This is a genomic window from Pigmentiphaga aceris (genome assembly GCF_008119665.1).
Classification (GTDB): Bacteria; Pseudomonadota; Gammaproteobacteria; order Burkholderiales; family Burkholderiaceae_B; genus Pigmentiphaga; species Pigmentiphaga aceris.
This window is the reverse complement of sequence record NZ_CP043046.1, coordinates 1176997-1199956: the sequence shown is the minus strand read 5'-3', so window position 1 is coordinate 1199956 and position 22960 is coordinate 1176997. Positions and strand designations below refer to the sequence as shown.

The following is a 22960-nucleotide window of genomic DNA, read 5'->3' as shown; positions in this document are numbered from 1 at the left end:
GGATAGATCAGGGAGAATCCATCGAGATAGGTCTCCCATTTTCTGCCGGCGTGCAGCCTCTACGGGTGCGCATGCGTTCTGCGCCCCACGGCACCGTGCTCGGCACATCTCTACTCATCACCGGATTTTCAGCAGCCATGGCGACGATCACCCCTGCCCACCAAGAAGCAATCACCCGTCTGTACGTTGGTCTGTTCAACCGTGCGCCCGATGCACAAGGCCTGCAGTTCTGGGCTCAGGCACTGGCCGATGGTGTGTCCCTCGGTACGATCACCGGCAGCATTTTTTCCAGCGCTGAATCACAGGCCATCTATCCTGCGACACAAACCGCCGACCAGTTCGTGACGACGTTTTATCAGACTGTATTTGGCCGCTTGCCCGATGCAGGCGGCCTGCGCTTCTGGACCGATGTGCTGAGGGAAGCAGGTGGTGTGGAGTCGCAGGCCGCCAAGGCCTTGATCACCGAGAAGATCATCGACATCGTCAGCGACCCGCTGGCCACCAAGCCCGCTGACATCACGGACGCGCAATACGCGGAAACGGTCAAGGATCGTGACACGTTCAGCAAGAAGGTCGTCGCCGGCATCACCTTCGCCGTGACGCAACAAGGCACGGATCTGGGCCTTGCCAGGCAGGCGCTCATCGATGCCGTGGCACCGCCAGCCAGCACGCCCAACGACCCGGTAGTGCCGGTCGCGGGCCAGACCTACACCCTGACCGCGCAAGACGACGCGATCACCGGCACGGCCGGTAATGACACGTTCAATTCGGCCGCGGGCACCTTGCAGAATGCTGATGTGCTCGACGGCGGTGCCGGCACCGACACCCTGAACATTTTTCTGTCAAACAGCGGCACCGTCACGCCCACGCTGCGCAATATCGAAATCATCAACGTGGCCAGCACCGGCTCCGGCGCGCGGATCGACCTGGGCGCATCCACCGGTGTCACCCACGTCGGATTCATCAGCAGTGACAGTGGAAACAACCGCATCCTCAACGTCGGCAATGCCGCCCTGTCTGTCTCGGATCTGACGCGGAATGTGAATTTCAGCGGCTCAACCGCAACGACCTTGTCGTTGACCCTGAAGAATGTAGGCACCACGGGTGCGAGCATAGGCGTCAACCTGGCCGAAACCGTGGCTGCACAGGCCACAGCACACAACATCACCGCCGACAATGCTTTTGTGGCTTTGAACGAAACCACCCGCAGCGCGGACGTCACCACCATCACGGTTGCCGCCACCAACACCAACAAGCTCCAACTGTCGAACGCTGATGCCGCCGCCGTTCAAACCCTGACGGTGACTGGCACAGGCTCAGTCGAGTTCTCGCGCACCTTCTTGTCGGCACTGAAGACCTTCACCGCCGGTGATGGCGGCGTGACGTTCGTCAGCGTGAATGCCACCGCCAATGTGCTGGACATCACTACGGGTGCGGGCATCGACACCATCACCGCAAACGGTGCCAGCATCAAGACGCTGAACACCGGGGCGGGCAATGACATCGTCACCCTGAACACTGCCGGACTGTCGGCCACCGCCCGGGTCAACCTGGGTGCAGGCAACGACAAGATCACCTTGTCGCACGGCTCCATACGCGGTGCCGAGATCGATGCAGGCGATGGCGATGACATCATCATCACGGGCTCGGTCATACACAGTGACCCGGGCACGGCCGCCATCAAAGAGATCGCGACCGTGACTTTCACCAGAGACTTGCTTGATGGCGAGACATTCAGCATTGCGGGTCTCACCTTCACGTCGAGCGGCGGCACGACGCGAACGCAGCTGGTAAATATGTGGAAGGACCTTGTATCTGGAGCGACCCCCGGTGCTCCTTTCAACGGCACACTCACAGGCTACGGTACAACCAGTACAAGCAGCGACAGCCTCACGTTCACCGCGCAATTCAGTGGCCCCGAAACCGACCTGACGACTTCGGGAACGGCTGCCAGCGCAGCAACGGTCGTCGTGACCACACAAGGTGCCGCAGCAACGCTGCCTTCTATCGGGGCCGACAAACTCACCGGGGGACTCGGGGCCGACACCTTTGTCTTCAGCACCCTGGATGTAGATACGGCCGTCAGCGCCGAGACGGCGATCATCACTGATTTCCTGCCCGGGACCGACAAGATTGCGGCCGGTACAGGCGCAGCAGGAAGCTCGAGCAACTTCCTGAACGCCGGCGCTGGATCGGCGGCGTCCCTGACCGACTTGCTGACAGCTGCAGATAACGCCTTGACCGGCAACATCAAGTATTACGTAGGCCAAGTCACCGGGGGCAGTGCCTACCTGGTGACCGACGTAAACGGCATTGGATATACGAACGTCATCGAGCTGACGGGTGTCAATGCAGGCAGCATCAGTTTCACTGACATTGTGGCGTGGGCGTTTCCTAGTTGATCCGCGCGGCATACTACTAGCAGCATCACGCTGCTGATTCAGCCAAGCCAAACGCCGCCCCGACAGTCGGACACATGTCCTGCTGTCGGGGCGTTTTTCATTCAGGACAACACACACGAAACGTTGGCCAAGACGCGAGCGCCGGGTCAGCAGTTCCGCCATTTACTTACAGGAATCTAAAGATCTGCTGTTTCATGCCGTTAACAGTAGCGGTTAAGCATATTTTTCGCCCTGCCAGCAAAGTTTGATACCGATCGGCAAAGCCCGATACCTGCTCGCAGATTTTCAAATCTCATTTGCGGCATTCAATCATCCATGGCCACAGCTACCACCGCCCAGCAGAACGCGATCTCCGCGCTTTATATCGCCTTGTTCAACCGCGCGCCCGACGCCGACGGCTTCAAGTTCTGGTCTGATGCACTAGTCAATGGTGTGTCGCCCATCAGTGTTACGGCCGCCTTCCTGACCAGCCCGGAAGCGCGCAGCATCTATACCGATACGCAGACGCAGGAACAATTCGTCGCGGCCTTCTACCAGACGGTGTTCGGCCGCGCCGCCGACGCAGGCGGGCTGGCGTTCTGGACGGGGGTTCTGAACACGGCAACTCAGGACAATCCGGCCACCGCCAAGGCGCTGCTGGTGTCCAAGATCATTGAACTCGTCAGCACCCCGCTGCCCACCAAGCCGGTTGACCTGACCGACGCCCAGTATGCGCAAACCGTTGCCGACCGCGACCTGTTCGGCAAGAAAGTGGTGGTGGGACTGGACTACGCGGTGACCCAGCAAGGCAATGATCTGGTTGTAGCCAAGCAGCTGATTGCCAACCTGATGACGCCGGTCATACCAAGCCCGCCGGCTCCGACCCCGGTCGGTCAGACGTATCGCTTGACCACTGGCACAGATAACTTCACAGGCAATGGTGGCGACGACACCTTCGATGCCAGCCTGGACAGCGGCAATCAGACCCTGGACATGGCAGACAGGCTCGATGGCGGCGCTGGCCGAGATACCGTGCGCATCACGCTGAATACCTATCACGGCAGCGGTGTCTTCACGCCCACGCTGAAGAATATCGAAGTCATCCGGGTGACTGCCCTCACAGGAGCCGACGACAGCTTCAATTTGAACAACTCCAGCGGCTTCACCGACGTGGGCTTCGACGGCAGCACCATCGCGCACACCATCACCAACGTCGGCAACGCTGCGCTGTCGGTCAGCAATCAGACCAAGAATGCCGCTTTCGAAGGTTCCACGGCGACTGCCTTGTCGCTGACGATGAGCAAGGTCGGTGCAGTGGGCAGCCCGATCACGGTCGATCTCGCCTCAAACCTCTTCAGCAGAGGCGCAAAAGCCACCACACACAACATCGTGATGGAGGATGCTTATGTGACCTTTGACCGCGGCGTCTTCACCAGCGACACCATCACCAGCCTCACGGTAGCAGCCACGGGCGACAACAAGCTGACGATTGTTAACCTGGACGCCGCCACCATGACGAATCTGACCGTCACTGGTAGCGGGTCCGTGGACTTCACAGGTCGGGACCTGCTGGGCGTGTCGCAAGTCACCGCCGGTGATGGCGGCATCAAGCTGATCAGCATCAACACGGTGCCAAATTCCGTGACGATCAATACGGGTGCAGGCACAGACACCATCACCGCGAACGGTGCCAGCATCAGTGTGCTGAATACAGGTGGCGGCAACGACGTTGTCACGATCAGGAACAGCGCGCTGTCGGCCACGTCGAAGGTAAACCTGGGCGACGGCGATGACACCCTTACCTTGACTCACGCGCCGATAGCAGGGGCAGTCGTCGATGGTGGCGCTGGGCGCGATACGCTCAAGATGGGTAGTGCAACGCCAAACTACGCCTTGATCAATGCCGTCACGCACTTCGAAGTGCTGGCGGTAGACGTTGCCTCGACGATTCTCGACGTTGGCCAAGTCACCTCGATGAAAGAGTTTCTGGTGGCCAACACAGGAATTACCCAGTTCCAGAACGTGCAGGACACGATGTCGTTTCACATCGACACCAGCTCGGACGTCAACGAGGTGCAGCTTCAAGGTGTGAGCCCTACCACCACGGCGGACGTAACGCTGAACAATGCGAGTGCAACGACCAGGGAAGGGTCGCTCACAGCTGGCGGTTTTTTGGCAGTAGGGAATATCTCCCTCACCTCGTCTGGCACTGGCGACAATACCAATGCCATCCAGACCTTGTATCTGAGCACAGCCGCGACGGCGACCATCAAGGGGGCTGCAGACCTGAAACTCACGCTCGCCCCTACCGCTCAGAACATCACGATCGATGCCACGTCCTTCACGGGCAAGTTGACGGTGACTGGTGGCAACAACGCCGACATCCTGAAGGGCGGCAAGGGTGCCGATACGCTGGCGGGCGGTAGCGGGAACGACACCTTTGTCATCGAATCGACTGCGGTTACGCGTGGCTTTGCCTTCAGTCCGGCTGACACCAACACCGACAACATCGACAAGATCACCGATTTTGTCGGGAACGATGGTGCCCCTGGCGACCAGATCCGCCTGGGTATCGGTGACGGTGTGTTTGGCGCTGACATTAGATTTACCGTCGCGACCACCGCTAACGTGACTGCCGTGACGGTAGCTAGCCCTGCTGACTTCACTACGCTGGCGGCGGCAATCGAGACGGCAAGCGCTGGTGTCGCATCCACCAACACCACCGCCCGGGTCTACGATGTGACGGTTACCGGCGGCAATCTGGCTGGTCGTTATCTGGTCTTGAATGATGCTACTGACGCCATCACCGCTGCCGACATGATCGTGTCAATCACCGGCATCACGGGTGCGCTGCACGCGCAGGACTTCGTCTTCGCCTGACAAGCGACACATAAAAGGTCGAGGAACCGCTTGGCGTGAAGTCAGGGCCGGTATCGGAATTTCTCTGACACCGGCTTTTTTGCGTGGATCTCCGGCAAGCGGCAATACCAGAACGCCAGCACATGGGGCAGCGCGTCTCACCCCACCCACCCTGCTTCCCGCGAGATCCGCGTTGCCTGCGCTTTCAGGGTCTGCGCAGTCTCACCATCCAACTTGTCGTCCAGCGTGCCCTTCGGGCCCATGATGGTGATGGCGGCGACCATCTCGCCCAGGTGGTCGAAGACCGGGGCCGACAGGGAGGTGAACTGCGGCAGCAGGGCATCGCGGCAGCGGCTCAGGCCGGTTTTGTTGATGCCCGCGATCATCTTTTCGACTTCTGCCACGGAAGTTGGCAGGTCGAGCAACGGAGCACTCGCCGTGTTCTCCAGCTCTTGCGTCACGGCCGCGTCGGTCAAGACCCGCGGCAAGTGGGCCAGGAAGTTGCGGCCCAGCGCGGAACTCAGCAGCGGCAGCACCGTGCCCACCCGCAGTTCCAGAATCGGCCGGCCGCGTGTGCTTTCGATCCGGTACACGATGGTCGGCCCCCGGTTGCCCCACACGCCCAGGAACACCGTATGGCCCAGGCTCGCGGCCAGCTCGGCCATCACGGGGCGAGCCGCGGTGTAGACGTCGAACTGTTCCAGCGCCGCCATGCCCAGCCGCAGGGCATACGGCCCCAGGCCGTAGAAGCCAGTGTCCGGGTCTTGCCGCACCACGCCCACGGCCTGGAAGCTGACCAGGTAGTAGTGGATGTTGGCGACGGCCAAACCCGTGCGTTCGGCGATCTGCCGCAACGGGATCGGACCACCCGACAGCCGCAAGGCGTCGAGGATGCCAAAGCCGACTTCGATCGACTGAATGCCGCGCCGGGTTTTGGGTACGGCTGCTTCATCAGAAGGCGCCTTGCTGCGCCGCTTCGGTGCATCGGCAGAGGCGGCGGCAGCAGGCGTCCTGGTCGACGCGGAGGATTTTCGGGTCGTCACGCAGCAAGGTTCCAACAGGAAAACGGTGGGCGCAGACCCAGGAAAAACAGGCATTTCCGAGGTAAGGCGCAAGGATCGCGGCCATCGTACACGCCGGATCGATCGGCACGGACTGGGGCAACCACTATTTGATAATGCTGTATTCATACTGCATTATCAAAACTGGCATGAGTATTGCACAGCTCCAGACAGCATTCCGATCAGGCGATCACCCTGGTGATCACCCCGCCCCCCATCCCCCAGGAGATCCCCATGAGCAAGTTCAAAGCCGCCGTCGCCCAGGCCGCGTCCTTCCCCACCGACGCGATGGCATCCGCTGCCAAGGCCGTCGAGATGATCAACCAGGCCGCTGCCAATGGCGCGAAGTTGCTGGTGTTCCCGGAAGCCTTCATCGGCGGATACCCCAAGGGCGATTCCTTCGGCTGCCCGATCGGCATGCGCAAACCGGAAGGCCGTGACGCCTACCTGGCGTATTACAAGTCGGCGGTGAACCTGGACGGCCCGGAACTTGAACTGATTGCGGAAGCCGCAAAAGCCACCGGCATGTTCATCGTGATCGGGGTGATCGAACGCGATGGCGGCACGCTGCACTGCACCGCGTTGTTCTTCGATGGCGCAGACGGCTTGGTGGGCAAGCATCGCAAGCTGATGCCAACCGCTGGCGAGCGCCTGATCTGGGGCTTTGGCGACGGCTCGACCATGCCGGTGTTCAAGACGTCCATGGGCACCATCGGCGCAGTCATCTGCTGGGAAAACTACATGCCCATGCTGCGCATGTACATGTACAGCCAAGGCATCGGTATCTACTGCGCGCCCACCGCCGACGACCGCGACACCTGGGTGCCCAGCATGCAGCACATTGCGCTGGAAGGCCGCTGTTTCGTGCTGACGTCTTGCCAGCACATCACCCGCGCGTCCTATCCCGATGACGTGGAATGCGCGCTGGGCAATGACCCGGCGACGGTGTTGATGCGAGGTGGCAGCGCGATCATCGACCCGTTGGGCAAGGTCTTGGCCGGGCCGGATTTCTCGGGCGAAACCATTCTGTACGCAGACATCGACCCCGACCAGATCGTGCGTGGCAAGTTCGACTTCGATGTGGCCGGCCATTACTCGCGTTCAGACATCTTCAAGCTGAATGTGGACACGCGCGCCAAGCCTGCTGTGTCGACCTCGTCGGAAGGCTGATCATGCTGTTCGATTTCGAAAATTTGCCCTGGGACAAGCGCTACAAGCTGATGACGGCCACCGTCACGCCGCGTCCGATTGCCTGGGTGACGACGTGTTCCGCCAAAGGCGAGATCAACGCAGCACCCTACAGCTTTTTCAATGTGATGGGTCACACCCCGCCAACGGTAGCGCTCGGCCTGCTGCCCAGCGCGTCAGGCGAGTTCAAGGACACGGCCGCCAATATTCTGGCCACCGGTGAATTCGTGATCAACCTGGTGTCGGAAGAAATGGCAGAGGCCATGAACCAGACCTGCGTGGCCGCGCCGCATGGAGTCGATGAACTGAAACTGGCCGGCCTGGCAGGCATTGCGTCGGACGCCGTGCGGCCGCCCCGCATTGCGGGTGCACCGGTGGCGATGGAATGCCGGGTGCTGAGCTCGATGGTGACCGGGCCTGCCCAGACCATCGTGATCGGCACGGTGGTACGCATGCACATCGTCGATCGCTTCGTGATGGATGCGGACCGCTGCCATGTGGACACGCCCGCGCTGAACCTGATCGGCCGCATGCATGGTGCCGGCTGGTATACGCGCTCGCAGGATATGTTCCAGTTGGACAGGCCGGAATATCAGGCGAAGTGAGGGGTGCCTGGGGCTGCGGTTTTTTTAAATGACAGCCCCACGCACACCGATCAAGCCGCTGCGCGACCGATCCTCGACACCTTGGCGGGCTTGTTGCTCAAGGTGTCGGTCAGCGCAGTCTTGAACTGCGCAAGCGGTCGCGCCAGGCGTCCTGCCGGGGCGCGATGCACCACCCAGACCCGCACCCGTGGCTGAAAATCTTCAGCCACGATGACCTTGAGTCGATCCCGGTCCGGGCTGCCTGCCAAAGCCGTGGGCATTACCATCGCAATGCCCATTCCGCGCGCCGCCAAGGACAGACGCATGGCCGATCCCGGCGCTTCGATGCCCACGCGGAACGGCAGATGTGCGCCTTCAAAAGCACGCCGCATCAGGCAGCGAAACCCGCATCCATCCTGATTCAGAATCCACGGGAAAGCCGACAAGTCACGCAAGGTGGTTGGTGTGGGAACAGCCAAGTCGCGCGCGCCCACAAACAACACCGGCTCGATGCCCAACTCACTGGTTTCCAGATCGGTAGGCGGCATTGCGCCTTCGGCCAGGCAGAATGCCGCGGCGTCGATTTCGCTGTGGCGCACACGGGTGATCAACTGTTCGGGCCAGCCCAGTGACACCTGTGGCGTCAACGACGGAAACGCGTCACGCATGCGGTTCAGCGGTTCGTCCAGCGCCAGTTCTGACAGGTAAGGGGTGATGCCCAAGCGAAACTCGCCACCCAGGATGTCGTCGGTCGACACCACCGTTTTCAGATCATCCAATGCACGCAGCACCCGACGCCCGTAGTCGTAGGCGTCGCGCCCGGCTGCGGTCGGTTTCAGTGGTTTGGACTGACGCTCGAACAAGGTGACGCCCAACGCATCTTCCAGACTTTGAATACGACGACTGAGCCCTGGTTGCGTGATGTGCAAGCGCGCCGATGCAGCCACGATGGAGCCGGTTTCAACGACGGCGAGAAAGGCTTCGAGATCGTGGGTGTTCATGGCGGGAATCTCAGGCGGGTAGCGGGCGAATAGCGATGAGCGACATACACAAAATGCGTTTTGCGCATGTCCGACATGCAGATTTTCGAATGGCGTCATGCTGCATCGTGCGCATAGACTTTGCCATCAATATGCATTTCTGTAAATTTATGTCGGCATCTGTCTCTTTGCCACCAGACGCTTATCGCGCACGTGCTGCTGCGCCCTACTGGCCACTATGGGTTACCTGTTTTCTGGGCTACGCAGCCATGGGCATGACGATCCAGGTCATGCCTGCCTATGCGCACCAGCAAATGGGTGCTGCTGCATTCGGTGCCGGACTGGCAGTGACCATCGGCTCGCTTGCCGCCATGCTGGCCCGCCCGATTGCCGGTCGCCTGGCAGACCAGCACGGGCCGCGTGGCATCGTGCTGGCAGGCTCAGTATTGGGCGTGGCGGGTGGCATCGGTCATCTGCTGTCCATCGATCTGCCGACCCTGATCGTCGCCCGACTGCTGCTGGGTGCAGGCGAAGGCGCGCTATTCACTGCTGCTATTGCCTGGGTGCTGGCCGATACTGATCCGACACAACGCGGTCGGATTGCCGGCCAGTTCGGGGCATCGATGTGGTGTGGATTGGCTGGCGGCCCGGTACTGGGCGCGGCTGTATTGTGGATAAGCGGATTCCGTGGCGTGTGGATAATCGCCAGCCTGTTGCCGGCGCTGGCGTGGCTGCTGATCGTGCGCACGCCACGCGGAATTGACCCGACTGTCCCCACCGATCGCGCACCGCGCTCCTGGCTGCCACGTGCCGCGCAACTACCTGGAGCCTCCAACATTGCAGCAGGCATCAGCTACGGCACGATTGCCGCCTTCCTGGTACCTCGCTTCGACAGCCTGCAATTGCCCGGCCAGCAACTGGTCTTGGCGGTGTTCGGCCTGTCCTTCATCACGTGCCGCTTTATCGGCAGCGCATGGGTAGATCGTTTCGGCGCGAGACGAGTGTTGTTGACCAGTTTCCTGATCGAAGCCGTTGCACTCGGCGGCTTGGCGGTGAACGTGACCACAGCCCTCGCCTTCCAGTGCGTGATCCTGGCCGGTGCCGGCCTGTCGCTGCTGTATCCGTGCCTGGCGACCCTGGTCAGCGAAGCCACTCCCACACGGGAACGCGCCACAGCGCTGGGTGCAGTAACTTCGGCCTGGGACCTGGGTGTCGCGTTTGGCGGACCGCTAGGCGGCCTGGTTGCAGGTGCCACGAACGCCCCGCCCTTTGTCGTCGGCGCAGTCGCCGCGCTGTGCGCAATGCTGCCGCTGATGATCAGACGACATTGACGCGTCCGGCGGCGGAACATTACCTGCCTCCATTTCAATTTTTCCCCTGACTGCGAACCACCATGCGCCCTGTTCTCACCCAAACCCTTGCCACCGACTTCGCCCGCATCGCTCTCGGCCACGTCAGCCGTGAATATCCGAACAACCCGGACCACGCCATGTCTGGTCCCGAGGAAGCAGGCAAGACCCCAAGCGAGCTGCATCCGATCTTTTACGGCAGCTATGACTGGCACTCCTGCGTGCACAGCTACTGGATGCTCGCTTATTTGCTTCGACGCTTCCCCGACATGGAGCCCGCTGAAGACATTCGCAGCCTGTTCGCGCGTCAGTTGGTGGCGGAGAAAGTCGCGATCGAATGCGCATACTTCGCGCGTCCGGTAGCGCGTGCATTCAAGCGTCCCTACGGCTGGGCCTGGTTGCTGAAACTGGCCGAAGAACTGATCCATCACCACGGCCAGCCCTGGTCTGACGCGCTCGCGCCTTTGGCCGGGGTCATTGCCCAGCGCTTCCGCGATTTCCTGCCACTGGCCATCTACCCGGTCCGCGTGGGCACACACTTCAACACCGCGTTCGGGCTGCGCATGGCCATTGACTATGCCGACGCCACGCAAGACACGGCACTGGCCGCACAGCTGCGCGATGCCGGTCGACGCTGGTATGGCAACGATGCAGCTTGCCCCGCGTGGGGCGAACCCAGCCTGGACGAATTCCAGTCACAAGCACTGATCGAAGCAGAATGCATGCGCAGGCTGCTGCCGGCCGCTGCCTTCCAAGAGTGGTTCGATCGCTTCCTGCCCGATGTGGAAAACCTGCAGCCTGCCACCCTGTTCCGACCAGCCAGTGTGTCGGATCGCACCGACGGCAAGATTGCCCACCTTGACGGTCTGAATCTGAGCCGCGCGTGGTGCTGGCGGTCGCTTGCGTCTGCGTTGCCGGAAGGCGATGTGCGTCGCAGCATCGCTGAGCGAAGTGCGCAGGAACATTTGGCTGTCGCCCTGCCCCACTTGGCCAGTCACTATATGGGTGAGCACTGGCTGGCGAGTTTTGCGGTGCTGGCGCTGGAAGCGTGAGTCACGTCCAGTGATCCACTGGGTGCCAGCGCGGCACGGTCAGCAAGCAAGCCTCATCGCACCACGTCGATCTCACTGGCGATGAACTTGCCGTTTTCGTTGGTGGCGACGAAACGAATCCGGTCGCCCACCGACATCGCATCCAGCTGTGCTTTGTCCCGGGCGGTGAACACCATGCTCATGGGCGGCATGTCCAGGTTGCGGATTTCACCGTGGCGGATGGTGAGCGTACCCAGCATCTTGTCGAGTCGACGTACCTCCCCTTCCGTCGTGGCAACGGTTTGCGCTGCAGCGGCAGACGCGCTTGCCGCTTGCGCAAGGGCTGCAAGGGGAAATGCGCCCAGCACGACCAAAACGCTCCAGAGCACTGTTTGGTAAGCCTGCATGATGTTGACTCCTGATCGAGTAGTTCAGCGCGCGACCTTGACCAGCCCTTTCATGCCGGCTTCGTAGTGACCGACGTGCAGGCACGCAAAGTCGACCGCCCCGCTGTTGGTGAACTGCCAGATGATTTCGCCCTGCTTGCCGGGTGCCAGCGATATCTTGTTCGGCTCGTCGTGCACCATGCCGGGAAATTTTTTCATCTGTTCGTAGTGCGCTTCCAGTTCCTGTTTGGTACCCAGGCTGAACTCGTGCGGCAAGCGTCCGACATTGCGGATCACGAAGCGAACGGTTTCGCCACGTTTGACGGCGATATCGGCGGGGGTGAAACGCATGTTGTCGCTCATGTCGACCTGGATGCTGCGATCTACCTTCGCTGCGATGCCCGGCTTGCCGTAGCCCGTGGCCTCGTCGGCGTGGCCGCCCGCATGGCTGCCTGCGGCCAGGGCACTGGTTGATATCGCAAAGGTGGACAGCAGTCCAAGGAGTGCAGATTGAATCGTGTGGAATGCCATGGAGTTTTCCTCGCCTGTGATGGATAAAAAAACGCAGTCAGTGCCCGTTCCGATGAGACGGTTTGCGCACCTTCGGTAAGCTGTCGGCGTCGTCCACCGGCACTGCTGTGCGGGCACTGTCGATGGCGGGCACGGGCGCATCGCCCACATATTCGTAGGCCACGGTGCCGGCCGGATGCTGGAACCAGCCGGGGTCCCGGTAGTCACCCGGGGCCTGGTCCTTGCGCACCTTCAGCACGGTGAACATGCCGCCCATTTCCAGCGGGCCGAAGGGGCCGGTGCCGGTCATCATGGGTGCGGTGTTCTCGGGCAAAGGCATGGCCATCTCGCCCATGTCTGCCATGCCGCGTTCGCCCATCAACATGTAGTCGGGCACCACCTTCTGAATCTGTTGAACCAAGCCGCGATGGTCCACACCGATCATGGTCGGCACGGCATGCCCCATCGCGCCCATGGTGTGGTGGCTCTTGTGGCAATGCAGCGCCCAGTCGCCTGGCTCGTCGGCCAGGAATTCAATCTGCCGCATCTGGCCGACGGCCACGTCGGTAGTGACCTCGTACCAGCGCGTGCCCGGCGGCGTCGGTCCACCATCGGTGCCCGTCACCTGGAACTCATGTCCGTGTACGTGGATCGGGTGATTGGTCATGGTCAGGTTGCCGACCCGTATCCGCACCCGATCCCCCTGCCGCACGTTCAGGCTGTCGATGCCGGGGAAGATGCGGCTGTTCCAGCCCCACACGTTGAAGTCGGTCATGGTGTTGACCTTGGGGGTGTAGCTGCCGGGTTCGACATCGAAGGCATTGAGCAGGAAGCAGAAGTCCCGATCTACCGTGCTGATGTGTGGATGCGCTTGCTTCGGATGCGTCACCCAGAAGCCCATCATGCCCATTGCCATCTGCACCATTTCGTCGGCGTGCGGGTGGTACATGAAGGTGCCGGGCCGGCGTGCCTCGAACTCGTAGACGTAGGTCTTGCCGACAGGAATCTGCGCTTGCGTCAGGCCACCTACGCCATCCATGCCATTGGGCAGGCGCTGACCATGCCAGTGCACGCTGGTGTGCTCGGGCAATTTGTTGGTCACGAAAATGCGCACACGATCACCCTCGACCACTTCGATGGTCGGCCCTGGGCTCTGGCCGTTGTAGCCCCACATGTTGACCTTGAAACCGGGTGCCATTTCCCGCACCACCGGCTCGGCCACCAGATGAAATTCCTTGACGCCATTGCGCATGCGCCAAGGCAAGGTCCAGCCATTCAAGGTGACGACAGATTGATACGGACGGCCGGTGGCAGGCACCAACGGCGGTGCGGTGTCGACGGAGGTCTGTGTCACGGGTTCGGGCAAGGCGGCCATGGCCGCCCGGGCGACGGCAAGGCCCGCGACTGTTGCCAGGCTGCCTGCGAAAAACTGTCGGCGGGAAGACATCGGGTTCATGGTCATGATGCTCAGTGCCCCGCTACCGCTGACGTGTCACCACCATCGCCGCCCAGCGAAATCGGGCTTGCAGGCTCACCACCCAGCAACACCCATTGCAGATCGACCCGGGCAATTTCGAAATCGTGCTGGGCCTGCAACGCGCTGGCTGCGGCCAAGGATTGCGCGCGTGAAGCGTCCAACAAATCCCAGGTGCTCTTGAGCATGCCGTTGTACTGAAGCACGGTTTCCTCGGTGATGAATTCGCGCTGCGCCAAGACCTCGTCGCGGGCTTTGCGGGCCAGCGCATGGCTGGTCTGATAGGCCAGTGAGCGCAGCGCCACATCGCGTTCATTACGCAGGCGGTTGGCACGTGGCAGTCGATCCTGCATGGCACGCGCACGCTCCGCGATGTCCGCGTCCGACAGTGCCTTGGCAGGCAGTTCAGGCAGGCGATCCGGCAACTGCACCGATGCATACATGCCGCTCAATTGCAGAACGTCGATCAGGCGCACCTGCGCCTGGGTGGCCGCATAACGGTCACGTTGCAAGGCCATGCTGGCGGCGACAGCAGCAAGCTGCACGTCCGCCTGTTGCAGCGCGCTCCAGTTGCCCACGCTGCGCATCCGTTGGCCCAGCGTATTCGCGGCACTGGCTGCATCCAGCGCCGCGCGCACAGGTTTCAGGCGCGCCTGGGCGAACACGGCATCGATCCATGCCTTGCGGGCCTGCACGGCGACTTCGACCACCTCATCCAGCCCGCCGATTCGACGAAACAGAAAAGGATCGATGTCATCCCAGTGACCGCGCGCAAGCAGGTCAACGTTTTTGATGCCCACTTGTGCCAGCACTTGCGCCAATTCACGATGGACTTGCCATGCCAGACGGACGGCATCTTCCGCCCTTGTCAGCGGCAAGCCGACGGGTGCCGATGCAGGCGCAGGTTCGGCAGCCATTTGCGCTTCGCGTTGTTCCCACTTGAGCACATCCGCATGCCCGCGCTTGAATTGGCCAACCGTGGCGTTCGCATCACGCCAGCCCGATCCATCGGCCGGGGAACTGGCTTGCGCCCAGACGCCCAACGGCGCGGCAAGCAGACCGATGGCCAGGCTTACCCTGGACACGGTGCAAAAGGAAGTGAGCATCACAGACTGGCCCCGCATGACACGTTGATGAACGAGACCATTCTGAAAGGCGGATGCCGTCAGCAGCTTTGCCGGTGGATGACAACTTTGTCATTTATGCGCCGTGACCACGACCTTGGGCGAGAATCCTGCAGACGCATCGGCAGTGATGTTTGCAGGCGTCAGATCAGCAGACAAAAGACTGTGGCAAGTACTCAGCAAGCACCCGGCAGGAAGCAGCACCATGAAGATATTGATCGTCGAAGACGAACCCAAAACCGGCGATTATCTACAGCAAGGACTGCGCGAAGCAGGCTTCAGCGTGTCGCTTGCCACCACTGGTCTGGATGGTGTGCACCTGGCCATTGAAGGCGAGCATGACTTGCTGATATTGGACGTGATGCTGCCGGGTATGAACGGCTGGCAGGTGCTCAAATATCTGCAAGATCAGAACCGGAAATTGCCGGTGCTTTTTCTGACCGCACGCGACAGTGTCGAGGACCGGGTGAAGGGCCTGGAGCTGGGTGCCGACGACTATCTGGTCAAGCCGTTTTCCTTTGCCGAACTGCTGGCCCGCGTGCGCACGATCTTGCGACGCGGCCCGCCCGCCACCGAGGCCACCACCATCGTGGTGGCCGATCTGGAACTCGATCTGCTGCGCAGGCGTGTAACCCGGCGTGGCCGGCGCATTGCCCTGACGGCCAAGGAATTCGGTCTGCTGGAATTGCTGATGCGCCGCCAGGGCGAGGTGCTGCCCCGCTCGCTGATTGCGTCGCAGGTCTGGGACATGAATTTCGATTCCGATACCAATGTGGTCGAAGTCGCCATGCGACGCCTGCGCATCAAGATCGATGACCATGTCGAACCCAGGCTGATCCAGACGATTCGTGGCATGGGTTATGTGCTGGAATCGCGGGAGCGGCGGCCGTGACGCGCAGCATGTCGCTGACCGCCCGGTTGACGGCGCTCTACACCCTGGTGGCGGTGTGTGTGCTGGCAGGCATGGTCGCCATCGTGTCGACCGCCGTGAATCGGCATTTCGAAGAACTGGACGATGACACCTTGCTGGACAAGGGCCAGCTGATCCAGGACCTGCTGACCAAGTCGGACGCGCGAGTGGCATTGCGCGGCCGCCTGGACGACGCGCTGCAAAGCCATCCGGGTCTGTACGTGCGCATTGCCGATGCCGACGGAGCCGTCTGGTACGCCAGCCCCTCGTTCCGGTTTCCGGATTGCATTCTCAACCGGTCAGCGGCTGCCTTGTCGGGCAATATCTTCAACTGGACGGCAGACGGCAAGACCTATCGGGCGCTGCATACCGTTGCCACCCAGCGCGACGCACCGGACACCGCCATGCGGGTGTGGATTGCGGTCAACACGGTCCACCACACGCATTTCACCGATTCGCTTCACATTGCCTTGTGGGTGTATGCCGTGCTGGCGGCGCTGTTAAGTGGTGGCCTTGGCTGGTTTGCCACCCGCACCGGGCTTGCGCCCTTGCGCGCCATGCGAAGCCGCGCCCAGTCGGTGACTGCGCATCGGCTGAGCGAACGCATGCCTGCGGAATCGGTACCCGTGGAAATGGCAGACCTGGCTGCCTCGCTCAACGACATGCTGGCGCGGCTGCAAAACGACTTTCAGCGCTTGTCGGATTTCTCATCCGACCTGGCGCATGAATTGCGCACCCCCATCAGCAACCTGCTGACCCAGACGCAGGTGGCGCTGTCGCAAACACGAGACGCCTGCTTCTACCGAGACATCCTGGCGTCGAATGCAGAGGAATGCCAGCAACTGGCTCGCATGGTGTCGGACATGCTGTTGCTGGCCAAGGCCGAACACGGGCTGCTGCTGCCGAACGTCGAACGGATCTTGCTCGACGAAGAAGTACAGGCCTTGTTCGATTTCTACGAAGCGCTTGCCGAAGAAAAAGAGATTCGGCTGCACCGAATGGGCAGCGCGCAGTTGCGTGGCGACCGCCTGATGATTCGTCGGGCGGTCAGCAACCTGTTGTCCAATGCGCTGTGCCACACGCCACCCCAAGGTGTGGTCACCATCCGGCTTGCGGTGAAGGCAGACACGGTGACGCTGACTGTTGCCAACACCGGCCCCGGTATCGATCCGGCAGTGCTCCCACGTCTGTTCGACCGCTTCTTCCGTGCCGACCCCTCACGGCCCCATGCCGACCGAGAAGGCACCGGGCTGGGTCTGGCCATCACGCGTGCCATTGTGCAGGCACACGAAGGCACGGTGCATGTGTCGTCGTGGACAGGTGAAACCTGCTTTGTGATGACGTTCCCAAGACCGCCAGATGAGTCAGGCGATTGAATGTTGCGGCAAGAAGCATGTGCTGCTCCGCTCAACAGATCGATGGAAAAAAGCGGCCCGTACATCGCTGTACGGGCCGCTTTTTATCGACATCGATGCAAGCGCGGAATCCCCCCGCGCTGTACCTTGCCGAGTCTGCTTACTTGCGCGAGATCTTGGTGATGCGATCGCCGGTCGGATCGTCCTTACCCTTGGCCTTGTTGATCAGGTAAAGGTTGCCACGACCATCGGCCATTGCGTAGTTGGGGAAGCTGCCGCTGTCCAGGTTGGCAACGATACGGCCGTTGCCGTCCACCACGGTGGTGGTGCCTGCGCCGCGATTCGACACGTAGGCCAGACCGCTGGTTGCGTCGAACACGACGTTCAGTGCGCCTGCACCGACCGGCACGTTGTGCAGGGTCTTGCCGCTTGCCAGGTCAACGATCAGCAGGTTGTCGCTGCCTTGCGAAGCCACGTAGAGGCGGTTGTTCTTGGCATCGACGTCAACGCCTGCGGCCGACTTGGCACCGTCGAGCGCGAAGATCTTTTCGACTGTGTCGGTGCGGGTGTCGATCACCACGGCTTCGTTGGTGCTACCGGTCACGGTGTACAGCTTGTGGCCGGCCTGATCCAGCGCCAGGCTCATGCTGCCGGCTTCGCCGCCACGCACCTTGGTCTTGAACTCGATGTTCTTGACCACTTCACGCGTGCGCGCGTCGATCAGGGTGACCGAGCTGGCGGTCGGGGTCGAGGCGTAAGCCTTGCCCAGGGTTTCGTCGAAGACGATGTCGCGGGCATGCGGCACCGAGCCAGCCGGCAGGCGCTTGACCAGTGCGAGGTCGGACTGACGATAGATGGCCACGCTGTTGTCGCGGGTTTCGCTGACCCACACGGTGTCGTCGGCGTCGTTCACGGCCACGCCGTACACGGCGTAGACATGACCGTCGTTGCGACCGGCGGCCTTGGCCGGGGTGATCTTGGATTCAATGGCCAGGGTCTTGGGGTCGAGCTTCAGCAGCTGCGATTCCTGCACCGGCGGGCGGCCGACAGCAGCGGTCACGAAGATGCGGTCGTTCTTCTTGCTGTATGCAGCCTGGTAGAGGCCCGGAACCAGCTTCTGGCTGGTTTGCGTGAAGCGGTCCTGGCCCGACACGGCGATCACCGGCGAGACCTTCAGGTCGAAGCTGGTGGCTGCTGCCGGCTTGAGCACTTGCACGACGATGCCGTGCTGGCCTGCGGGGGTGCCTGCGGGCACGGCGATCTTGCCCTGGAACACGCCCTTGTCATCGGCGATGTAAGCCAGACCGGAGTGGTTCAGAACCTGGCCGCCGTAGGACAGCGTGACTTGCTGGCCCGGCTTGAAGCCACGGCCGGTAACGTTGGCTTCCGAACCCGCCACGATCGGGCCGTTCACACCCGACGCCATGACCTTGCCAGCGAAAGTGTTGTCCGGTTGTTCGAACACGGGTGCAGCGAATGCAGCCGAGATCGTCAGCGAAAGGGTCGCGAGTGCGAAGGCAGTGTGCTTGGCGGCACCGGCAATGCGGTGGGTGGTGTTCATGCGTGCTTCCTGTTCAAGGTGAAACCATGCGCGGGCCGGCGTCGGAGGACGCTGTCCCCTGACGCCGGCGGGATACAGGAATCGGCCACGCGCGTGGCGCAGCCGATCGAAGAGAAGTTGAAGAGGCGGGTGAACATCAAGGCTGCAAATTCAGGCAGCCTGCCGCGCAGAATCTGCGGCAAGCAAGTGGGCGTTGAGCACCGGCGCGATGTGCGCCGTGGCGTCCGGGCCGGTCAGGTGGGCATGCAGTGCAGGCACATCGTGGACATCGATGCCATCGGCATACGGTGCCCACATCTGCGGTGACAGATCCAGGCCCACATGGTCGAGCGCAGCACGGAAGTAGGTGATGCGACCGGCCACGTGCCGATGACGCTGCAAGCGCACCAGCCGGTTGTTGCCGGCCACCACGCGGAACACGCCGTCGAGCATGTCGTCCGACAGTTCGCCCAGCACATGGCCGCTGTCACGCAGGAAGCCGATCACGCCGTCGCGGGTGTGGGCCACCTGCTTCAGTTCGGTGGGGTCGTAACCCGCGATCAGCAACAAGGCTTTGTAGACCGCGTCTTCGGGCGGCTCAGGTTCGTCGCGCCACAGGTCGCTGGGGAAGGAGTCCAGCATGGCCAGCGTGCCAATCTGGTGGCCGCGCTGTTGCAGCACCACGGCCATGGCGTGCGCCAGAATGCCACCCACCGACCAGCCGGCCAGGTGGTACGGGCCTTCGGGTTGCAAGGTCAGCACGGTGTCGACGTAGGATGCCGCCATCTCGTCCAGGCTGGTGGGCGACTCGGCATTGTCGGGGCTGAGCGCATGGGCTTGCAGGCCGTAGACCGTGCGTGCCGGGTCCATCGCTCGCGCCAATGTGCCGTAGCACCAGCTCAGGCCACCGGCCGGGTGTACGCAGAACAAGGGCGCACGGGCCGCGTCGCCATGACGCAAGGTGATGACCGGACCAAAGCCTTCGGTATCGGTAGGCGCATGTGCCAGGGCTTCACGCGCATCCAGATACGCGGCCAGGCGCGCCACGGTGGGATGCGCAAAGATGGCCCCCAGGCCAAGCACCTGTCCCCACTTCTCGCGGACCGCCAAGGCAAGACGTGCGGCCAGCAACGAATGCCCGCCGAGTTCAAAGAAATCGTCGTCGGCACCGATCGTGTCTTCACGCCCCAGCACCTGTGCGTACAAGGTGGCAACGATCTGCTCGGACCCTGCCGCTGCCGCACGACCCACCCGCGCAGCAAAGGCCGGGGCCGGCAAGGCGTTGCGGTCGAGCTTGCCGTTTGCCGTGACCGGCAAGGCAGCCAGCGGCATGAAGGCCGAGGGCACCATGTAGTCGGGCAAGCGCGCCGCAGCATGGGTGCGCAAGGTGTCGACATCCAGCGTGGCATCGTCTTGCGCCACTACGTAGGCCACGATGTGCTGGTCGCCCGGACGGTCGGTGCGCACGATGACCGCCACATGCGCCACGGTAGGCACGCTGGCGATCACGCTTTCGATCTCGCCCAGTTCGATGCGTTGGCCGCGAATCTTCACCTGATGGTCTGAACGCCCCAGGAAGACCATGGCACCATCTTCGCGCCAGCGCGCCAGGTCACCGGTTGCGTACATGCGCGCACCCGGCTGGAAGGGGTTGGGTACGAAGCGCGATTCAGTCAGTTCGGGTTGGCCAAGATAACCACGCGCCAGTTGCCGGCCTGCCAGGTACAGGTTGCCGGGCACCCCTGCCGGCACCGGGCGCATGCGGTCATCCAGCACGTACAAGGCGGTATTCCACACCGGGAAACCGATGGGCACGGGCTGCGAGCGATCGTCTGCGGATGCTGGCCAGTAGCTCACATCCACGGCCGCTTCGGTCGGGCCATACAGGTTGTGCAGCTCGCCTTGCATCACGGCATGGAAGCGATCACGCAAGGCTGCAGGCAGTTCTTCACCGCTGCAGAACACCAGGCGCGGCGACAGTCCTGCGGCGCTCGGTTCAGCCAGGAACGCAGCCAGCATCGACGGCACGAAGTGCATGGTGGTGATGCCGTGCGTGCGCACGATGGCAGCCAACCAGGCCGGGTCTTTGTGCGCTTCGGGCGGGGCCACGACCAGGGTGGCACCCACCAGCAGCGGCAGGAAAAATTCCCAGACCGACACGTCGAAGGTCGCCGGCGTCTTCTGCAGAATGCGGTCACCAGCGCCCACGGCGTACTGCGTGCGCATCCATTCCAGACGGTTGACGATGGCATCGTGTTCCACCACCACGCCCTTGGGCGCACCGGTGGAACCCGAGGTGTAGATCACGTAGGCGGCATCGGTCGGGCGAGCCGGTTCGATGGCAATCGTAGTGGTGGGGGCCAGGGTCTGGCCTGCTTGCAAGGCGTCCGGCTCGCAGGCGTTCAGCAACAGCAAGGGTGCGTTGTCGGGCAGGACCGGCACCACCTTCGGCACCGACAGCAACAGGCGTGGCGTGGCCGAACGCAGAATGGTTGCCAGGCGTTCGCGCGGATGGCTGATGTCCAGCGGCAGGTAGGCAGCACCCGCGCGCAGAATGGACACCAGGGCCAGCACCAGTTCAATCGAACGCGGGATGGCAACCGCAACGATGTCGCCGCGTTGCACGCCTTCATCACGCAGGCGCTGTGCAAGCCCGGCGGTGCGCGCATCCAGCTCGGCGTAGGTCAGCGTGTTGGGGCCATATACCAGCGCGTCGGCATCCGGGTGTGCCTGCATGGTGCTGGCAATCAGCGCCGACAGCGTAGTGGCGTCCACCGGGTGGTTGGTGTTGTTGACTTCCACCAGCCAGCGATGCGTCTCTGCCGGGGTCAGCGTCGGGACATGCGCCAGGCTTGCGGCTGCCAGCGCTTTGGCCAGGAAGTGTTCCAGGCGCGCCAAGTGCGCCGCCACATCGGCCTGCGAATACAGCGCCGGGTTGGCATCGATAGCCAGCCGCAGCCCGCGACCGGTGTTGTCGGCGCGGAAGGTGACGCTCAGGTCATCGACCGGGCCGGTGCCCAGGATATGCCGCTGCGCCGCCAGCCCCGCCATGCCCCAGGAATCATCAAAGGGCAGCACGTTGATCAAGGGTCCGTACAGACGTTTGCGACCGCCAAGCAAGCCCAGATCACGACGCAGCTGTTCACTGCGATAACGACCGTGACGACGCGCACGACGCATGGCTTTCGAGGTCTCGACCAGGAAATCCCCGATTGGTGCATCTTCGTCCACCGTGACCTGCAAGGGCACGATGTTCATCACCATGGCCGGCACACGCGCGCTGGGGCTGCCCAGACGGCCCATCCACGGCACACCGACTACCGTGCTTTGCTGACCGGAATGCCGGCACAGATAAGCGGCCGTCAGCGCCACCAGGATATCGGGCCACGACACCTGCGTGGCAGATTCCAGCGTGCGCATGGCGGCAGCCAGCGGTTCGGGCAAAGGCTGCGATGCGTGCAGGAAACGGTGACCGCTGACCGGCATGCCGTCAGCCAGATTGGCAACCGGCGCAGGCTGCGCAAACGCATTCAGCCAGAATGCCCGATCACGTTCGCGCAATGCCGACGTTCGGTACTCCGCGTCTTCGTTCAGTACCGCCTGGAAGTTGCCCAGTGGAGAACCTGTGTCCTGGCTTGCGCCCGTGTAGGCGGCATACAGCTGGGACACCCGGCCGTCGATCAAGGCCATGCCGTAGCCGTCGGTGGCCACGTGGTGCACACGCTGATACCAAAGATGGTGTTCGTCGCCCAAGATGAACAGACGTTGCGAGGCCAGCGGACCAATGGCGGTGTCGATAGGGCCGTGCAGGTCTGCACGCATGCGCGCCTGGGCGGCTGCCATCGGGTCGGACTCATCACGCAGATCGATGACTTGCAGCGTTGGCCGCAGCGCCGGATCGACCACTTGCTGCGGTGCCTCGGGCATGTCGATAACACGCACGGCCAGGCCATCGGCCTCGGCCATGCTGGTGTCGACTGCGCGGCGCATGGCTTCCAGATCCAGCGGGCCACGCAGCTCTGCGTATTGCCCAGTATTGAAGATCGGATTGTTCAGATCCATGCGCTGCGCGTACCAAAGACCGGTCTGGGCTTCGGTAAGCGGGGAAGGCGTCAATGGAGATGACGTCAAGGGAGATGACGTCAGCGCGCTTTGGCTCACCTGCGTGCCGGTCGGATCGTCTTGGGTCAACTCAGCGCTGCCTTGGTCTGCGTGGTGCGTCGTCATG

General features: G+C 62.3%; 16 protein-coding genes. 8 read left to right on the top strand and 8 right to left on the bottom strand.

Going from position 1 to position 22960, the window contains the following annotated elements:
* Positions 1 to 137: 137 nt before the first annotated feature.
* A complete protein-coding gene (locus FXN63_RS05025) occupies positions 138 to 2402 on the top strand; it encodes a DUF4214 domain-containing protein (RefSeq protein WP_187395110.1) in 2265 nt (754 codons plus the stop codon).
* A 315-nt stretch (positions 2403 to 2717) separates the two neighbouring features.
* Positions 2718 to 5261, top strand: a complete 2544-nt coding sequence (locus FXN63_RS05020; protein WP_148813414.1) for a DUF4214 domain-containing protein — start codon at positions 2718 to 2720, stop codon at positions 5259 to 5261.
* A gap of 137 nt (positions 5262 to 5398) precedes the next feature.
* On the opposite strand, the gene FXN63_RS05015 is transcribed toward FXN63_RS05020, so the two are convergent.
* On the bottom strand, positions 5399 to 6283 hold the full coding sequence (locus FXN63_RS05015) for an IclR family transcriptional regulator (protein ID WP_246165037.1): 885 nt from the start codon (positions 6281 to 6283) through the stop codon (positions 5399 to 5401).
* A gap of 252 nt (positions 6284 to 6535) precedes the next feature.
* Between FXN63_RS05015 and FXN63_RS05010 the strand changes: the two genes are divergently transcribed.
* Entirely contained in the window at positions 6536 to 7471 is a 936-nt protein-coding gene (locus tag FXN63_RS05010; RefSeq protein WP_148813410.1) for a carbon-nitrogen hydrolase family protein, read from the top strand.
* Positions 7472 to 7473: 2 nt separating this feature from the next.
* On the top strand, positions 7474 to 8094 hold the full coding sequence (locus tag FXN63_RS05005; protein WP_148813408.1) for a flavin reductase family protein: 621 nt from the start codon (positions 7474 to 7476) through the stop codon (positions 8092 to 8094).
* 50 nt (positions 8095 to 8144) lie between these two features.
* Here the strand turns inward: FXN63_RS05005 and FXN63_RS05000 are convergent, their stop codons facing one another.
* Positions 8145 to 9074, bottom strand: a complete 930-nt coding sequence (locus FXN63_RS05000) for a LysR family transcriptional regulator (protein WP_148813406.1) — start codon at positions 9072 to 9074, stop codon at positions 8145 to 8147.
* Between the two features lie 149 nt (positions 9075 to 9223).
* Between FXN63_RS05000 and FXN63_RS04995 the strand changes: the two genes are divergently transcribed.
* Together FXN63_RS04995 and FXN63_RS04990 are read left to right on the top strand one after the other, a co-directional pair.
* Positions 9224 to 10384, top strand: a complete 1161-nt coding sequence (locus FXN63_RS04995) for an MFS transporter (protein ID WP_187395109.1) — start codon at positions 9224 to 9226, stop codon at positions 10382 to 10384.
* Between the two features lie 62 nt (positions 10385 to 10446).
* Positions 10447 to 11454: a DUF2891 domain-containing protein gene (locus tag FXN63_RS04990; protein ID WP_148813402.1), complete on the top strand. Its 1008-nt coding sequence runs from the start codon at positions 10447 to 10449 to the stop codon at positions 11452 to 11454.
* Positions 11455 to 11507: 53 nt separating this feature from the next.
* Here FXN63_RS04990 and FXN63_RS04985 read toward each other — a convergent pair whose 3' ends face one another.
* Genes FXN63_RS04985 through FXN63_RS04970 form a run of 4 tightly spaced genes read right to left on the bottom strand, consistent with a single transcriptional unit; the run spans position 11508 to position 14909 of the window.
* On the bottom strand, positions 11508 to 11840 hold the full coding sequence (locus tag FXN63_RS04985) for a copper-binding protein (RefSeq protein ID WP_148813400.1): 333 nt from the start codon (positions 11838 to 11840) through the stop codon (positions 11508 to 11510).
* A 24-nt stretch (positions 11841 to 11864) separates the two neighbouring features.
* On the bottom strand, positions 11865 to 12350 hold the full coding sequence (locus tag FXN63_RS04980) for a cupredoxin domain-containing protein (RefSeq protein WP_148813397.1): 486 nt from the start codon (positions 12348 to 12350) through the stop codon (positions 11865 to 11867).
* A gap of 37 nt (positions 12351 to 12387) precedes the next feature.
* Positions 12388 to 13776: a multicopper oxidase family protein gene (locus FXN63_RS04975; protein WP_148813396.1), complete on the bottom strand. Its 1389-nt coding sequence runs from the start codon at positions 13774 to 13776 to the stop codon at positions 12388 to 12390.
* A gap of 20 nt (positions 13777 to 13796) precedes the next feature.
* On the bottom strand, positions 13797 to 14909 hold the full coding sequence (locus tag FXN63_RS04970; RefSeq protein ID WP_148813394.1) for a hypothetical protein: 1113 nt from the start codon (positions 14907 to 14909) through the stop codon (positions 13797 to 13799).
* Positions 14910 to 15132: 223 nt separating this feature from the next.
* Between FXN63_RS04970 and FXN63_RS04965 the strand changes: the two genes are divergently transcribed.
* Positions 15133 to 15819 carry a heavy metal response regulator transcription factor gene (locus FXN63_RS04965; protein ID WP_148813392.1) on the top strand — a complete coding sequence of 229 codons (687 nt, stop codon included), beginning with the start codon at positions 15133 to 15135 and terminating at the stop codon, positions 15817 to 15819.
* Positions 15816 to 17213 (top strand): heavy metal sensor histidine kinase, encoded by a 1398-nt coding sequence (locus FXN63_RS04960; protein WP_246165036.1) that lies wholly within the window; start codon positions 15816 to 15818, stop codon positions 17211 to 17213. The genes FXN63_RS04965 and FXN63_RS04960 overlap by 4 nt, the downstream gene beginning before the upstream one ends.
* 139 nt (positions 17214 to 17352) lie before the next feature.
* Here the strand turns inward: FXN63_RS04960 and FXN63_RS04955 are convergent, their stop codons facing one another.
* Both FXN63_RS04955 and FXN63_RS04950 read right to left on the bottom strand, forming a co-directional pair.
* A complete protein-coding gene (locus FXN63_RS04955; RefSeq protein ID WP_148813390.1) occupies positions 17353 to 18753 on the bottom strand; it encodes a YncE family protein in 1401 nt (466 codons plus the stop codon).
* A 150-nt stretch (positions 18754 to 18903) separates the two neighbouring features.
* Positions 18904 to 22959, bottom strand: a complete 4056-nt coding sequence (locus FXN63_RS04950) for a non-ribosomal peptide synthetase (RefSeq protein ID WP_148813388.1) — start codon at positions 22957 to 22959, stop codon at positions 18904 to 18906.
* Position 22960 lies beyond the last annotated feature (1 nt).

What these genes read in the sequence shown, in the direction of transcription:
- FXN63_RS05025 (WP_187395110.1), top strand. Translation starts at nt 138, where the DNA reads ATGGCGACGATCACCCCTGCCCACCAAGAAGCAATCACCCGTCTGTAC.
- FXN63_RS05020 (WP_148813414.1), top strand. Translation starts at nt 2,718, where the DNA reads ATGGCCACAGCTACCACCGCCCAGCAGAACGCGATCTCCGCGCTTTAT.
- FXN63_RS05010 (WP_148813410.1), top strand. Translation starts at nt 6,536, where the DNA reads ATGAGCAAGTTCAAAGCCGCCGTCGCCCAGGCCGCGTCCTTCCCCACC.
- FXN63_RS05005 (WP_148813408.1), top strand. Translation starts at nt 7,474, where the DNA reads ATGCTGTTCGATTTCGAAAATTTGCCCTGGGACAAGCGCTACAAGCTG.
- FXN63_RS05000 (WP_148813406.1), bottom strand. Translation starts at nt 9,074, where the DNA reads ATGAACACCCACGATCTCGAAGCCTTTCTCGCCGTCGTTGAAACCGGC.
- FXN63_RS04995 (WP_187395109.1), top strand. Translation starts at nt 9,224, where the DNA reads ATGTCGGCATCTGTCTCTTTGCCACCAGACGCTTATCGCGCACGTGCT.
- FXN63_RS04990 (WP_148813402.1), top strand. Translation starts at nt 10,447, where the DNA reads ATGCGCCCTGTTCTCACCCAAACCCTTGCCACCGACTTCGCCCGCATC.
- FXN63_RS04985 (WP_148813400.1), bottom strand. Translation starts at nt 11,840, where the DNA reads ATGCAGGCTTACCAAACAGTGCTCTGGAGCGTTTTGGTCGTGCTGGGC.
- FXN63_RS04980 (WP_148813397.1), bottom strand. Translation starts at nt 12,350, where the DNA reads ATGGCATTCCACACGATTCAATCTGCACTCCTTGGACTGCTGTCCACC.
- FXN63_RS04975 (WP_148813396.1), bottom strand. Translation starts at nt 13,776, where the DNA reads ATGTCTTCCCGCCGACAGTTTTTCGCAGGCAGCCTGGCAACAGTCGCG.
- FXN63_RS04970 (WP_148813394.1), bottom strand. Translation starts at nt 14,909, where the DNA reads ATGCTCACTTCCTTTTGCACCGTGTCCAGGGTAAGCCTGGCCATCGGT.
- FXN63_RS04965 (WP_148813392.1), top strand. Translation starts at nt 15,133, where the DNA reads ATGAAGATATTGATCGTCGAAGACGAACCCAAAACCGGCGATTATCTA.
- FXN63_RS04955 (WP_148813390.1), bottom strand. Translation starts at nt 18,753, where the DNA reads ATGAACACCACCCACCGCATTGCCGGTGCCGCCAAGCACACTGCCTTC.
- FXN63_RS04950 (WP_148813388.1), bottom strand. Translation starts at nt 22,959, where the DNA reads ATGACGACGCACCACGCAGACCAAGGCAGCGCTGAGTTGACCCAAGAC.